The sequence below is a fragment of the Paenibacillus wuxiensis genome, assembly GCF_040195695.1.
Taxonomy (GTDB): Bacteria; Bacillota; Bacilli; order Paenibacillales; family Paenibacillaceae; genus Paenibacillus_B; species Paenibacillus_B suaedae.
On record NZ_JBEFZI010000007.1, the window covers coordinates 410,454 to 424,575 of the forward strand.

Genomic DNA, 14,122 nt, shown 5'->3' on the forward strand with positions numbered 1-14,122 from the left:
ATCGGGGCACCCTGTATTGTGCATTAGAAGATCGCGCGTTCCTCACGAATAACCTTAACAAATTCAATATTGCGATCTTCTGGTCCCTTAACCGGAAGCCCAATATCCACGTGATCACGAATATAATTGATGTTTTCTTGCGAGATGACTTCGCCTGGAAGCAAGATCGGAATGCCAGGCGGATAAACGTATATAAATTCTGCAATAATTCGTCCTGCAGACTCCTTAAAAGGTATGACCTCAGTATCCGCATAGAAGGCATCGCGCGGAATGAGGGACAACTGCGGAATCTCCGGAATTTTGACGACGAGCTGCTGTACTTCATTGCGTTCATGGTGAAGACTGGATAAGTCGCGCAATGCGCGGAGCAGAATGTCGAGCGTCTCCTTGGAGTCGCCCGGCGTGACGAGACAGAGAATATTGTACATATCGCTCAGTTCGACTTCGATGTTGTAGTGCTCCCGCAGCCAGTTCTCCGTTTCATAACCGGTTATCCCCAAATGGCGGACATGAATGGTCAGCTTCGTCGGATCATAGCTGTAAGTCGCTTCTCCGCCGAGAATCTCTTCGCCAAAACAGTACAGGCTAGGAATTTCATTAATTTGCTGACGGGCAAATTCGGCCAGCTCAATGGTGTGTTCCGCCATTTCATGACCGTTAAGAGCCAAGTTGCGACGGGATGTATCCAAAGATGCCAGCAATATATAGGAGGTGGAAGTCGTTGTCAGCATGCTGAATATGGTTTGTACACGCTGATGATTCACGAGTCCATTTTTCGTATTTACATTAAGCACAGAACTCTGGGTTAGGGAACCGCCCAGCTTATGCACACTTGTCGCAGCCATATCGGCACCGGCCTGCATGGCTGACATCGGCAGCTTTTCGTGGAAATGAATAAGAACACCATGTGCTTCATCAACAAGTACAGGAATATCGTAAGAATGTGCTAAGTCGACAATCTCCTTCAAGTTCGCGCAAATCCCAAAGTACGTTGGATTAATGACGAGCACTGCTTTCGTATCTGGGTGTTTCTCCAAGGCTCTGCGTACCGAGCTGGTTGTGATGCCGTGATCGATTCCTAAATTCGCATCGCGCGCTGGCGAGACGAATACAGGCTTTGCACCGGCGAAAATAATGGCGGACATGATCGATTTATGAACATTGCGTGGAACCAGGATTTTATCTCCTGGAGAGCATACGGACATAATCATTGTCATGATTGCGCTGCTTGTGCCTTGTACGCTGAAGAGCGTATAATCGGCACCTAGTGCGTCAGCAGCAAGTTGCTGCGCCTCGGCGATGACGCTCGTAGGCTGGTGCAAGTCATCAAGCGGAGCAATGTTAATCAGATCTATAGAGAGCGCCTGATCTCCGATAAAGCTTCGGAATTCTGCATCTGTCCCTGCGCCTTTTTTATGACCTGGAATGTGGAACTGCACCGGATTATTGGAGGCATGTTCCGTAAGAGCGGTAAATAAGGGCGTCCGATGATGGTTCATCGCCGTATCACAACCTTTCATGTTGGCAATCTACTAAGCTGCGCATGGCGTGTCCTGCGCAAACAAGGTTTAGTTTAACAAAAACGACCCGGAATGCAAGATCTTTTTCCTCTATAGTAAGGGGGGAGCATGAATAAGTATTCGCACTTTATTCATTTTCGTTTCAAGGTATGGTGTGATAGGATGTACATATCGGAGGGAATTGTCATGAAAAAGAAAATGTCCGTTGTCATGTTCATGCTGATGATGGTGTTCATTGGCTTCGGTATCGTGATTCCGGTTCTGCCTCGAATGATAACGAATGCAGGCGCCAATGAATTTCATTTGGGGCTTATGCTCTCGATCTATTCATTAATTGCGTTCGTGGTGTCTCCAATATGGGGAGCATTGTCGGAGAAGGTTGGTCGGCGTCCCATCATCCTTATCGGGACTCTCGGGTTCAGTATAAGTTATCTGCTGTTCGGATTAGCGAATGGTGAGCTTTGGATGATGTATGTTTCCCGCGCATTGGGAGGCATCTTCTCTGGTGCTGTAGCTTCAGTTATTGTTGCCTACGTCGCCGATATCACGACACCTGAGCAACGCACGAAGGGTATGGCCTTTGTTGGAATGTCGATTGGGCTAGGTTTTACATTTGGGCCAGCCTTTGGCGGTATTTTAAGCAGATACGGTTATAATACGCCCTTTTTCGCAGCTTCAGCATTGACATTTATCACATGCGTGCTAGGCTTCGTATTACTTAAGGAATCGCTGACTCCTGAGGAGCGCAAGGGAAGCCGCGACTCGGCTCCTTCACGCTGGACAGCCTTTACGGGACGAATGAAGTATTTGTATGTATTGTCCTTCTTTGTTACCTTTACGCTGGCAGGATTGGAAGCGACGCTATTGTATTTTGAAGCAGCTAGAATCCCAGGAATTACAGAGGAGCAGATCGGATACATGTTCTTCTTCTGTGGCCTTTCAGGTGCGCTTGTTCAAGGTGGGGTTGTAAGACGCTACATCAAGAGTGGAGGAGAGAAGAAGGCGATTGCGGTAGGTCTGATTATATCTGCTGCAGGATTTTTGCTGCTCTTGTTGTCCTCAAGTGTTGTCGACGCAACCATTTACTTATGCGTGTTCGGTATCGGCAATGCCTTGATCCGCCCGTGTGTAACTTCATTGATCACACAGAAGACGACGGTTAGCCAGGGTGTTGCTTCAGGTTTGAATTCTTCGATGGACAGCTTTGGCCGTATTATAGGGCCGCTGCTTGCCACGGGGCTGTTCGGATGGAACATGAATCTTCCTTACATAATCGGAGCAGTCTTATGTGTTGCTGCGATTTGGCTTCTTATCCGCTTTGCTGTGCTGGATCGAAATCAGACGGCCGCGAACACAACTGCATAAACAAGAACATGTGCAAAAACTGCGCTTGGCGATTGCTGGTTACATAATCGCTGAGCGCAGTTTTTTTGTGGTGAATGTCGTGAATGACGTTATATGTGCGTGTTCAAAAAGGTCGGTTTTCAGCACCGAGAAAGTTGGATGAAGCTAGGGCCTGAGGAGCGGAGCGTACGTTTTGGGTACGTGAGCACCGGAAGGCCCGGCTGAATTCAAGTTTCGATGCCGAGTCCACTTCATGATTTACTTCGTGATCAAAAGTGGACTTTTTGAACAACCTCTATATGACGTTAATTAAGCTTCGACAGCCAACCGGTACAGTGGCATTAACGTCGTGAACGTCTGCCTAGCAAGCTCCATAAAGGCCTCGCCGTTCTGCAGCAGCGGATCATTCATCGGAACGTGGCGTCCAACCAGCCATTCTGCCGACTTGATATCCCGGAAGCGGGTAAGCTTGTCAGCCATCTCCGTCTCACTCAGATCTCCGATTTGGTCGGCGTCTTTCTTCATATGATCCATGGACAATACATAATTATTAGGGATGATGCTTCTAAGTTGTTTTTGGTCATCAAGCATCGCCTGCGCAATGTTGCGCTTGTTCGCCACCTCATAAATGAAAGCCAGCCAAATAAAGACATGATCATCGAACAAGCCAACCTGGAAATGGGGAAGGGATTTGTATCCGCGTTTGTTCGGCCCAATGGCAAGCCATGTATCCTTCGGCGGATTAACCGTACGACGAGCATGCTTCGCAATATGGAGGAACATTTCAGTTCCGCTTTGCATCGCTACATCACTAATTAGCTGTTCTCCAATGGTGCGGAATTTCGGTTGAATACGATCACGAATGGCCTCCATACGGGCATCAAGCCCCTCAATTGTAAAGGTTTCAAAATCTGAAGGAGAAAATCCAGAAAACGTCATTCATCTCTTCCTTTCTAAGCTGTTGTCATCTATACACGAGCTGGTACAGAAGTTATCGAAACTCACTTACTTACTCGCTCGGGAATTTAAACATCAAGTAGTCCGTGCATGTTGCCTGTGTCGAACAAGCAGTCACCCACTCAGTATATCATAATATATTGAGAATGTTTATCAAATTATAATTATTATATTTTGATGGAACAAGCCTCTTGTTTGGAAATCCAGTCAATAATCCAAGTTGATGAATCATATGATGGAATATACGACAAGGTAAGGAGGGATTGCCGTGAATCGCAGCGACGAGGTGGAATACTGCAACCTGGAGCTACGCTTTGACCGTCGGCAAATCCAGAACCTCATCCGTGATCTTATACAAGAAGGTTATTCCTTGTATTGGAGTGAAAATGAATCGCTATTTATCGTATCTATCCGAACAGGAAGGAAGTTGGTCAAACTTCGGTTCCAACGTATGGAGCAGCGCTACAAAATTGTCGGCGACTATACGATTCGGGATGAGAAGCTGGCTGACTTTATGGAAAAACTGATCGGCGATTCACGCGGGCATGCGGTCGTCAAACGGTTCAAAGATAGACAGATTTTTATCGAGAATATTTTGTTCGGCGAACGAATTCGTCTGGTTGAGGTCATAGGGCCGAAGCAGCGCGTATTGTATCAGAAGAGGCCTATTGTAACTACTGAGGAGATGATGCAGGCATTCTTATCCAATCGGGCAGAGCAGCGTATGCGTGTGCTGCGGCTCGAAATGGATTATGTGCTCGCGGAGCTGTTTGAGGCGATGAATGAGCAAAAAATAGCTGTTATAGAGAGATGCAAAGAGAAGCTGAATGAGCTTCGTTCCGAGATGATTCAGCTGGAATGGTAATTGTTATTCATGGTTTAATCACCCTCCCATCCGCCAAATGTATGGATGAATTGCAAGGGCGAGATGGTTGCAGGGTGTTTTGCTGTGCTGTACAATAAGCGTAATGCAAACTATATAAATTTATGGATAAAGGGTGGAACAACCATATGGCTAACAATCAAATCGGTGTCATTGGCCTTGCCGTAATGGGTAAGAACCTGGCGCTTAACATCGAGAGCCGCGGCTTCACAGTATCGGTATACAACCGTTCCCGCGAGAAGACAGATGCACTCATTGCCGAAGCAGAAGGCAAGAACCTGACTGGTACATATTCCATTGAGGAATTCGTACAATCTCTTGAAGCACCACGTAAAATTTTGATTATGGTACAAGCTGGACAAGCTACAGATGCAACGATTGAGCAGTTGCTTCCACACTTGGATCAAGGCGATATTATTATTGATGGCGGTAACGCTCATTTCCCTGATACACAGCGTCGCAGCAAGTACTTGGAAGAGAAGGGCTTCCGCTTCATCGGAACAGGCGTATCCGGCGGTGAAGAGGGCGCATTGAAAGGCCCTGCAATCATGCCTGGCGGCCAAGAAAGTGCTTATCGCTTGGTTGAGCCAATTTTGACAAGCATTTCAGCAAAAGTAGGCGGCGACCCTTGCTGTACATATATTGGGCCGGACGGTGCTGGCCACTATGTTAAGATGGTTCACAACGGCATCGAGTATGGCGACATGCAATTGATTTGTGAAGCTTATCATTTGCTTACGAATGTATTGGGAGTAAGTGCTGAGGAGCTTCACTCCATCTTCGGAGAATGGAACAAAGGCGAGCTTGACAGCTATCTAATTGAAATTACAACAGATATCTTCTCCAAGTACGATGAAGAAACAGGCAAGCCAATGGTTGACGTCATTCTTGACTCTGCCGGTCAAAAAGGTACGGGTAAATGGACAAGCCAAAGCGCGCTTGATCTTGGCGTGCCATTGTCCATGATTACGGAATCCGTATTCTCCCGCTTCTTGTCCGCATTGAAGGACGAGCGCGTTGTAGCGAGCAAAGTGTTGAAAGGGCCGAAGACCCCTGCATTCACTGGGGACAAGGAGGCATTCATCGAGAGCATCCGCAAGGCTTTGTACGCGTCCAAGATCGTATCTTACGCGCAAGGCTTCGCACAGATGCGTGCGGCTTCCGAAGAGTTCGACTGGAACCTTCGCTATGGTGAGATCGCAATGATCTTCCGCGGCGGCTGCATTATCCGTTCCCGCTTCTTGCAGAACATCAAAGAAGCTTACGACCGCGAACCAGAGCTGAAGAATCTGCTGCTTGATCCATATTTCCAAAATATCGTGGAAACGTACCAAGACGCTTGGCGCGAAGTCATCAGCACTGCGGTTGCATACGGCGTTCCTGTTCCAGGATTCGCAAGTGCACTTGCTTACTTCGACAGCTATCGTACAGAGCGCTTGCCAGCGAACTTGCTGCAAGCACAACGCGACTACTTCGGTGCGCATACATTCAAGCGTGTAGACAAAGAAGGAACATTCCATTACAACTGGATGTCATAATAGAGATCAAAAAACAACGCCGAGCCTGCTTAGGACTCGGCGTTGTTTTTGCGTACGGTTGATTATTCGCATTCATTCATATAAACCGGATACAAGTTCAGCCAAATATTTGCGAATCCGATCCGATTCTTGCCCGTAACTGCTGCTGTGCACGAGCAGAGAAGAGATTTCGGCATAGCTATGAAAGCGGCGAACCAATTGATTCGGCTCAAGCATAGCCCACTTGTCAGGATGATCTGTGAGCTGCTGCTTAACTACATTCAGCGCCCATACGATGTCTTCCCTGCACAATGGGTGATTCGAATCCATAATACGAGCCAGGCGAACAGATGTGGAGCGCTGGATGGTCGATTTGGATGGATGCGGTTCTGGGACAGGCAATTGGGGCATGTCTCATTCACTCCTACATAAAAAATGGCACTAGACGATTACTTAATTTCATTGACGATGGCAGGGCCATTATTCATCTTTATGTTGAACTTCTTCATTTTATACCTATCACCATTGTCGAATAAAAGAAACGTGTGGTATCATGTGGGAAGTTTACCGTCATATTGGTCATCATCTGACCTACTCGTTCACGATGAGCCATTTGATTTAGAGAAGCGAGGCTGGAAATGATGCAGCATATTATTTTAATCGGATTTATGGGCACCGGGAAATCGACGGTTGGGCAAGAAGTTGCCAAGAAGCTGGGCTGCAGCTTTACAGACTTGGATGCTGCTGTGGTCGCGCTAGAGGGTCGTACGATTCCTGATATCTTTGCCTCTGATGGAGAAGCTTATTTTCGAGAACAAGAAAGTCATGTTCTAGCTGGAATATTGAACAGTCCGACAAGGCACGTCATTGCAACGGGCGGTGGCATTGTCCTCCAGGAGAGCAATCGAGAGCTGATGCGGGATGGAGGCTTCATCGTGCATTTAGCAGCAAGCAAGGAGACGATACTGTCGCGTGTGAAGCGGGATCGCAATCGTCCTCTGCTTCAAGGCGATGTGGAAGCACAGGTGTCTAAGCTCATGCAGCAGCGAGAGGGACTGTATGACTTTGCACATACAACAGTTCTGACCGACCATGAGACAGCTGTGCAATTGGCTGCTCGCATTTGTAAGCTGGTCGAAGGCAAGTGTGAATAAAAGCCCCTAGCAGGAGGGGCGTGCAGATTATTTGAGGCGTTATTTAGAGGTGTGCTCCAATTGGCTCCAGGCGAGCATTCCGCCTTCCATATTGACACAGCCCTCCAAGCCGATATGCTGCAAGTATTCGCATACTCGTTCGCTGCGATATCCGCTTCGACAAATGAAAATGATTTCTTCTGTCCGCTCGATTTCGTCGAGACGATCTGGGATTTCATTCATGGGGATATGCTTGGCACCGGGAATCATCCCGTGAGCGACTTCCTCATCTTCCCGTACATCTATTAAATTTAGTGCTTCGCCGCGTTCTAGGCGTTGTTTCAGCACAGCCACATCAATTTGAGCAATTGGATTCATAACGATTAGGCATCCTTTCTTATCTGGAATTCATTCGAGATAAGAGTTATTATACGTTGAAAGATAAAGGAGTGGAAGCGCATGGACGTAATCGTTCGATCAACACCAAAACTGCAAGGAGATATTCAGGCCTTATCCTCGAAAAACTATACGACACGCTATCTTCTTGCAGCTGCACTGGCAGAGGGGACAAGCACGATTTATTATCCAGCTCACAGTGAAGACAGCGATGCGATGCGCCGCTGCCTCCGTGATTTGGGTGCCCAACTGGTTGAGGACGAAGAGAAGATTGTCATTACCGGCTTCGGTAAGCATCCAACATTGAGTAATTCTCATGAGCTGAACGTAGGGAATGCAGGAGCGGTATTGCGCTTCTTGATGGGCACAGCCTCTCTGCTGGAGGAAGTGAAGTTTGTTAATTCGTATCCGGATTCCTTAGGGAAGCGTCCACACGACGACTTGATTACTGCACTTGAACAAATGGGCGTAGCGATTGAGCATCGGGAAGGCAAACTTCCGATTACGATCCGCGGTGGGAAACCACGTGGAGGAAAAATCAAGGTATCCGGCAATGTTAGTTCGCAGTATTTAAGCTCGCTGTTGTTCTTGGCTCCATTGCTGGAGGAAGACAGTGAAATTGAAGTAGTAGATGATTTGAAATCGAAGGTTGTCGTTGGACAGACGCTTGAAGTGCTTGCGGAAGCGGGCATTCGGATCGAGGCGAGAGAAGATCTGATGTATTTCAAGATTGCCGGCAACCAACAATATGAAGCGAAGACCTATACGGTGCAGGGCGACTATCCGGGCTCTGCAGCAGTTCTCGCTGCTGCGGCCGTCGTTGATTCTGATGTGATCATTCGCGGATTGACTGAGGACAGCAAGCAAGGAGAGCGAGCCATAGTCGATGTGCTGCGCATGATGGAAGTTCCACTTCAGCATGAGCATTCCGTTGTTCGAGTCCAAGGGAATCGCAAGCTGAAGGCCGTTGAGATTGATGGTGACGTGGCAACGGATGCAGTCCTCGCTATGGTGGCTGCTGCGGTGTTCGCAGAAGGTACATCCCGCTTCTATAATGTAGAGAATTTACGATACAAAGAATGTGATCGGATTACCGATTATCTCACTGAACTTCGCAAGGCTGGAGCGAATGTGGAGGAGCGTCAAGCGGAGATTATTGTTCATGGACGCCCAGAAGGCGTTACAGGAGGCGTAGAAATTAACGCTCATTATGATCATCGTGTTATTATGGCATTGACGGTAGTTGGCTTGCGCGCAGAGCAGCCGATTCGAATTAAGGATGCTCACCATGTTGCCAAGTCGTATCCGCAGTATTTCGATCACCTGCGTGCGCTGGGAGCGCAAGTAGAATGGGTCGAAGAAAATGCGTAATGCATGATACTTTTGCTTGACATGTACAGCATAATGTATTGCATGATATGTAATGTATGATACACAATGATTGATAAACCAGCAGTATGCTGTCCATTGGAAGGGAGTTGTTACGATGAGTTATCAGCATCCATCGCAAGAGGCGATCAAGGAGCTGCTGCGAAGCAGCACAAACATTGCAGTCGTCGGACTATCTGACGATCCAACTCGCGTGTCCTATATGGTGGCGGAGGCAATGCAGCGCAAGGGATACCGCATCATTCCGGTCAATCCGAAGGCGGAGAGCATCCTTGGAGAACAATGCTATGCTTCGCTGCGTGATGTACCGGATCATATCGACATTGTTAATGTGTTCCGACGCAGTGAATACTGTGCGGATGTTGCTCGTGAAGCTGCGGCTGTTAACGCAGGGGCAATTTGGCTGCAGCAGGGGATCGTTAGTGAAGAAGCGGCTGCCATTGCAGAAGAGCACGGAATGACTGTCGTGATGGATTTGTGCATTAAGGTACTGGACTCGATTTTATTGCCGCATGGCAAGGGTGAGTCTGCTTCCACATAAAGTGTAAAGACGAAAGCCGGGCATTCCTAGTTGCTGCTGCGATGAAGGGGTCCGGTTTTTCGTGTGATAGGAGATAGAAGTGGCTACGAGAGAGGGACGCGGCTGTAAAATGCTTTGACAACAAAGCGTGATGCCCTTACCATTCTTGGTAGAAGGGAGGATGTGCATTGAATCAATTAGGGCGATTGCAGCAATTGTCGCGTGCGCTCATGCAGCCGCTAATCGCACTCCCCGCCGCCGCGCTTGCGATAGCAATCGGCAATTTGCTTCACAGCGCAGGCTTGACGGATACTGCGGTACTATTTGAACTGACAGGGAAGACGGTGTTTGCTGTTCTTCCTTATATTTTCGCAGTCGGGGTTGCACTTGGACTGTCTAATAATGCCGGGGTAGCTGCACTATCGTCCCTGCTCGGTATGTTTATTTTCAGGCAGCTGCTCGTCCAATGGCAAGCTACATTCGAGCCAACGATCCTCAACGGCATCCTGTTTGGGGTAATGGCAGGCTTCTTGCATGAACGGTTCAAAAACATAAAAATGCCAGAATATTTACAGTTTTTTGGCGGCCCGAGATTCGTCATTGCGATTACGATTATGGCTTCAATCCTGCTTTCATGGCTGATGAAGCTGTTCTCGCCAATTTTACAGCAAGGGGTCATGTTTATTGGCCAGGAGCTGCTTGCGATGGGGGGATTTGGGGTATTTTTATACGGGGTTCTGCATCGGGTGTTAGTGGCATTTGGATTGCATCATCTGCTTAATAACGTATACTGGTTCCAAATCGGCTCCTATACGAATAGTGAAGGAATGACCTTCACGGGAGATTTGCCGCGGTTTTTCGCTGGAGATCCGAATGCTGGCATCTATATGGCAGGCATGTATCCCATTATGATGTTTGCACTTCCGGCAGTCGCACTGGCCATCGTGCATGAATCACGAGAGGACTTGCGCCCGAAGGTGCGCAAAACCTACTTTACGGCTGCCTGTGTGTCATTGTTGACCGGGATTACCGAGCCGATTGAGTTTGCCTTTTTGTTCGCAGCGCCGTATCTGTTCGTTGTCCATGCGCTGTTAACCGGAGCTGCGATGTGGCTGACCGCTGAGATTGGTGTGAGACACGGCTTCTCCTTCTCAGCAGGAGCGATTGATTATGTGATTAACTTCCACCAAGCAACGAAGGCGCTATGGATTATCCCGATTGGAATCGCATTCGGATTCATTTATTATGTGGTGTTCCGCTTCGCCATTCAGCGATTCCAAATTCCGACGCCAGGCAGAGTTGACGGTTCATTGCTTGATGATATGGCAGGAGATTTGCTGCCGAGGGTGCCGCTTATTATTCGGGCGCTTGGGGGTAAAGATAACATCATTGATCTGCAGGCTTGTATTACGAGATTGAGATTAAGGGTTAAGAACGATAAGTTGGTAGATCGTCACGCGCTTCGTGTTATCGGTGCAGCAGGGGTCATTCGTCTTGGGGGCGGGCATATTCAGGTCGTATTTGGAACCTACTCGGAGCTGATTAAGGACGAAATGGCGAAGCGCCTGCAGCGTGATCCGAATCAAATCTGGTTCGTGGCACCCGTACAGGGGCGGATGATACCAATCGAAGAAGTGCCGGATACGATATTTGCCAAGAAGCTCGTTGGCCATGGCGTAGCTTTTTATCCGGATAAGGGAGAGCTTGTATCGCCTGTGCGCGGACGCATCCGCCACATTTACCCTACGATGCATGCGATCGGCATTGAAACGCCGGAAGGGTTAGAAGTATTGTTACATATAGGAATTGAGACGTCATCATTGAATGGCGCCGGTTTTCAAGCAGTAGTACAGGAAGGTGATGAAGTGAAACCGGGACAGCTGCTCATAAAATTCGATTTGCCGGAAGTGAAGAAGCGCTGTAAATCGCTCGCGACACCGATGGTGATTACGAACTCAGACACTGTCGCTTCGTGGAGTATAGCGCCATATGCGCCTGTTCGGAAGGGACAGACTTCAGTCATGTCAGTCATTATGCATGAACACGCGGTTGGAGGTGCAAGCCGATGACACAGAAAGTCCAAGGTATCGGTGCATCCGCAGGCATTGCCATAGGCAAAGCATTCGTATTGCCGACTTGGGAGTGGGATGTTCCTGAGGAAAAGATGGATCCAACCGACTTAGCGCGTGAATTCGAACGATTGTATGACGGAATCCGCTCCTCGAAGCATGAGATAGAATTTATTAAGAGTGAAATTAAAGAAATGGTTGGCAGTGAAGAATCCAGCATCTTTGATGCGCACCTGGCCATTCTGGAAGATCCGATCTTCATGAATGAGATTCAAGGGATCATTCAGCGGCAGTATAAAGCTGCCGAGGTTGCGGTCAAGGAAGCGATCGATCATTTCGTAACGATGTTCGATCTGCTCGATGATGAATATATGAAGGAGCGGGCGCTGGATATCAAGGATGTCGGCAACCGACTGCTCAAGCATTTGCTGGGTGCACCGGAAATTACACTTCCAACGGACACACAGCCGTATATTCTTGTTGCGAAGGAGCTGTCTCCGTCACAGTTGGTTCATTTAAATCCGAAGAATGTGCTTGGCATTGTGATGCTTCAAGGCGGGAAAACCTCGCATTCGGCCATTATGGCTAGAGCGCTGGGCATTCCTCTTGTGCTTGGACTGGAAGGGAAAGTTGCGAAGCCGATTCAGACTGGGGATACCGTCATTGTCGATGGGGAATATGGCATCGTACATATTGCTCCGCCACAAGATGTGATCACTTGCTATGAAGCGCGGCGTGATGCCTATGTACAGGAAGCAGACGAGCTGCAGAAGATTGTATCCCTGCCAGCTGTCACACTCGATGACTTCGTTGTTCAGCTGGGGGCGAATATCAGCTCCACACGTGAGCTGAATATTGCCGATCAGAATGGAGCGGAGGGGGTTGGTCTCTTCCGTACCGAGTTCATGTACATGGATCGTTCATATCCGCCTTCAGAAGCGGAGCAGTTTACGGTTTATCTGGAGGCGGCAGAGCATTGTAAGGATAATTCGGTGATTATCCGCACATTGGATGTAGGCGGAGACAAACCAATGGATTATTTGAATCTGCCGGAAGAGGATAATCCATTCCTTGGGTATCGGGCGATTCGCATTTGTCTCGATCGGCAGGATCTGTTCAAGACGCAGCTGCGGGCGATCTTGCGGGCAAGCGCACATGGCCCGATTATGGTCATGTTCCCGATGATTACATCGGTGAATGAGGTGCAAGCGGCTAAGTCCGTATTGGAACAGGCCAAGGCAGAGCTGCGGGAAGAAGGACTTCCATTCAATGAAGGGCTGCCGGTAGGCATTATGATTGAGGTTCCTGCCGCTGCGATGATTGCCGATCAGCTGGCGAAGGAAGTTGACTTCTTCAGTATCGGAACGAATGACTTGGTTCAGTATACACTAGCCGTGGATCGGATGAACGAGCAGATTGCACATATGTATGATCCTTTCCATCCAGCGGTGCTGCGCTTGATTCGTTATACGGTTCAGGCGGCGAAGCAGGCAGGCATTATGGTCGGTGTATGCGGTGAAATGGCAGGGGATCCGCGGGCGGTTCCGATTTGGCTTGCACTTGGCGTGAATAAACTAAGTATGTCCTCACGCTCCATTCCACGCGTGAAGGCGGCAGTTCGCCGTTCGACGGTGGAGCAGTGCAAGCGTATTGCAGATAGTGTGTTCGAGTCCGGAACGAAAGAAGAGATTGAGATGGTGCTTGAACAGCGTTAATAGGAGATCCTTTCAAGGAGAAATACCATATACAAAAAGGCATGCCTTAGTACCGAAACTAAGGCATGCCTTTTTCGCATGAAGCGAGATATCCATTTACTTCTCTGCAAGCTTGTCGCAGAAAGCTTTGCCGTAGGCAGGCAAGTCAGGCGGTCTTCGTGCAGATACGAGGTTGCCGTCTACAACAACTTCTTCGTCAAGCCATGTGGCGCCTGCATTTTCCATGTCGTCGCGAATTCCCGGTGTTGACGTCACTGTGCGACCGTTCAAGATTTTTGCAGAGATAAGCACCCAGCCAGCGTGACAGATTTGTCCGACAGGTTTGCCGGCTGCATCCATTTCCTTCACTATGCGAAGGGCGTCGGCGTAGCGACGGATCTTATCCGGTGCCCACCCGCCAGGGACGAGTACGCCATCATATTGAGTTGCATCAATATCTGCATAAGCATAGTCTGAGGTTGCAGGAACACCATATTTGCCGATATAGGTCTTGCCGCGCTCTAGACCTACCAGATGCACTTCAGCGCCTTCTTCGCGCACACGGTGTACCGGATACCACAATTCTAAATCTTCAAATTCTTCATCTACAAATGCAACAATTCGCTTGCCACTTAAACGCATGAATGTTGTCCCTCCTTCGTATGGTTATAGCAGAGCTTTTCACGGAGCCTCTCCTATT

General features: G+C 48.5%; 13 protein-coding genes. 8 read left to right on the forward strand and 5 right to left on the reverse strand.

The annotated features are described in order from the left end of the window. Positions 1–23: 23 nt before the first annotated feature. Positions 24–1,499, reverse strand: a complete 1,476-nt coding sequence (locus tag ABN764_RS18310) for an aminotransferase class I/II-fold pyridoxal phosphate-dependent enzyme (RefSeq protein ID WP_174808898.1) — start codon at positions 1,497–1,499, stop codon at positions 24–26. Between the two features lie 207 nt (positions 1,500–1,706). On the opposite strand from ABN764_RS18310, the gene ABN764_RS18315 reads away from it, so the two are divergent. Beyond that, on the forward strand, positions 1,707–2,885 hold the full coding sequence (locus tag ABN764_RS18315) for an MFS transporter (RefSeq protein ID WP_446672694.1): 1,179 nt from the start codon (positions 1,707–1,709) through the stop codon (positions 2,883–2,885). A 288-nt stretch (positions 2,886–3,173) separates the two neighbouring features. Here the strand turns inward: ABN764_RS18315 and ABN764_RS18320 are convergent, their stop codons facing one another. Further along, entirely contained in the window at positions 3,174–3,803 is a 630-nt protein-coding gene (locus ABN764_RS18320) for a YktB family protein (RefSeq protein WP_021256706.1), read from the reverse strand. A gap of 286 nt (positions 3,804–4,089) precedes the next feature. Between ABN764_RS18320 and ABN764_RS18325 the strand changes: the two genes are divergently transcribed. Continuing rightward, positions 4,090–4,686, forward strand: coding sequence for a YkzI domain-containing protein (locus ABN764_RS18325; RefSeq protein ID WP_021256705.1), 597 nt, complete (start codon positions 4,090–4,092; stop codon positions 4,684–4,686). Between the two features lie 146 nt (positions 4,687–4,832). Then, positions 4,833–6,242, forward strand: coding sequence for an NADP-dependent phosphogluconate dehydrogenase (gnd, locus tag ABN764_RS18330; protein ID WP_021258050.1), 1,410 nt, complete (start codon positions 4,833–4,835; stop codon positions 6,240–6,242). Between the two features lie 72 nt (positions 6,243–6,314). On the opposite strand, the gene ABN764_RS18335 is transcribed toward gnd, so the two are convergent. Next, positions 6,315–6,632: a methyltransferase gene (locus tag ABN764_RS18335; RefSeq protein ID WP_174808896.1), complete on the reverse strand. Its 318-nt coding sequence runs from the start codon at positions 6,630–6,632 to the stop codon at positions 6,315–6,317. A 227-nt stretch (positions 6,633–6,859) separates the two neighbouring features. Here ABN764_RS18335 and ABN764_RS18340 point away from each other — a divergent pair, with 227 nt between their 5' ends. Then, the gene (locus tag ABN764_RS18340) at positions 6,860–7,375 is read left to right on the forward strand and encodes a shikimate kinase (RefSeq protein WP_446672695.1); all 516 of its coding nucleotides are present in this window, start codon (positions 6,860–6,862) and stop codon (positions 7,373–7,375) included. 39 nt (positions 7,376–7,414) lie between these two features. On the opposite strand, the gene ABN764_RS18345 is transcribed toward ABN764_RS18340, so the two are convergent. Then, positions 7,415–7,732 (reverse strand): rhodanese-like domain-containing protein, encoded by a 318-nt coding sequence (locus tag ABN764_RS18345; protein ID WP_021256701.1) that lies wholly within the window; start codon positions 7,730–7,732, stop codon positions 7,415–7,417. Between the two features lie 81 nt (positions 7,733–7,813). Between ABN764_RS18345 and aroA the strand changes: the two genes are divergently transcribed. The 4 genes from aroA (at position 7,814) to ptsP (ending at position 13,443) form a co-directional block, all read left to right on the forward strand. Beyond that, positions 7,814–9,121: a 3-phosphoshikimate 1-carboxyvinyltransferase gene (gene aroA / locus ABN764_RS18350; protein WP_174808895.1), complete on the forward strand. Its 1,308-nt coding sequence runs from the start codon at positions 7,814–7,816 to the stop codon at positions 9,119–9,121. 115 nt (positions 9,122–9,236) lie between these two features. After that, positions 9,237–9,680, forward strand: coding sequence for a CoA-binding protein (locus ABN764_RS18355; protein WP_174808894.1), 444 nt, complete (start codon positions 9,237–9,239; stop codon positions 9,678–9,680). Between the two features lie 167 nt (positions 9,681–9,847). Further along, entirely contained in the window at positions 9,848–11,728 is a 1,881-nt protein-coding gene (locus ABN764_RS18360; RefSeq protein ID WP_174808893.1) for a glucose PTS transporter subunit IIA, read from the forward strand. Further along, positions 11,725–13,443, forward strand: a complete 1,719-nt coding sequence (gene ptsP, locus ABN764_RS18365; protein ID WP_268624481.1) for a phosphoenolpyruvate--protein phosphotransferase — start codon at positions 11,725–11,727, stop codon at positions 13,441–13,443. Before ABN764_RS18360 ends, ptsP begins: the two co-directional genes overlap by 4 nt. A gap of 96 nt (positions 13,444–13,539) precedes the next feature. Here ptsP and ABN764_RS18370 read toward each other — a convergent pair whose 3' ends face one another. Continuing rightward, the gene (locus ABN764_RS18370) at positions 13,540–14,064 is read right to left on the reverse strand and encodes a type 1 glutamine amidotransferase domain-containing protein (RefSeq protein WP_021256696.1); all 525 of its coding nucleotides are present in this window, start codon (positions 14,062–14,064) and stop codon (positions 13,540–13,542) included. Positions 14,065–14,122: the final 58 nt, after the last annotated feature.

Bases quoted from the DNA above. Each gene is read 5' to 3' on its own strand.
- ABN764_RS18370 (WP_021256696.1), bottom strand. From the start codon at position 14,064: ATGCGTTTAAGTGGCAAGCGAATTGTTGCATTTGTAGATGAAGAATTT.
- ABN764_RS18340 (WP_446672695.1), top strand. From the start codon at position 6,860: ATGATGCAGCATATTATTTTAATCGGATTTATGGGCACCGGGAAATCG.
- ABN764_RS18335 (WP_174808896.1), bottom strand. From the start codon at position 6,632: ATGCCCCAATTGCCTGTCCCAGAACCGCATCCATCCAAATCGACCATC.
- ABN764_RS18355 (WP_174808894.1), top strand. From the start codon at position 9,237: ATGAGTTATCAGCATCCATCGCAAGAGGCGATCAAGGAGCTGCTGCGA.
- ABN764_RS18320 (WP_021256706.1), bottom strand. From the start codon at position 3,803: ATGACGTTTTCTGGATTTTCTCCTTCAGATTTTGAAACCTTTACAATT.
- ABN764_RS18310 (WP_174808898.1), bottom strand. From the start codon at position 1,499: ATGAACCATCATCGGACGCCCTTATTTACCGCTCTTACGGAACATGCC.
- ABN764_RS18345 (WP_021256701.1), bottom strand. From the start codon at position 7,732: ATGAATCCAATTGCTCAAATTGATGTGGCTGTGCTGAAACAACGCCTA.
- ptsP (WP_268624481.1), top strand. From the start codon at position 11,725: ATGACACAGAAAGTCCAAGGTATCGGTGCATCCGCAGGCATTGCCATA.
- gnd (WP_021258050.1), top strand. From the start codon at position 4,833: ATGGCTAACAATCAAATCGGTGTCATTGGCCTTGCCGTAATGGGTAAG.
- aroA (WP_174808895.1), top strand. From the start codon at position 7,814: ATGGACGTAATCGTTCGATCAACACCAAAACTGCAAGGAGATATTCAG.
- ABN764_RS18315 (WP_446672694.1), top strand. From the start codon at position 1,707: ATGAAAAAGAAAATGTCCGTTGTCATGTTCATGCTGATGATGGTGTTC.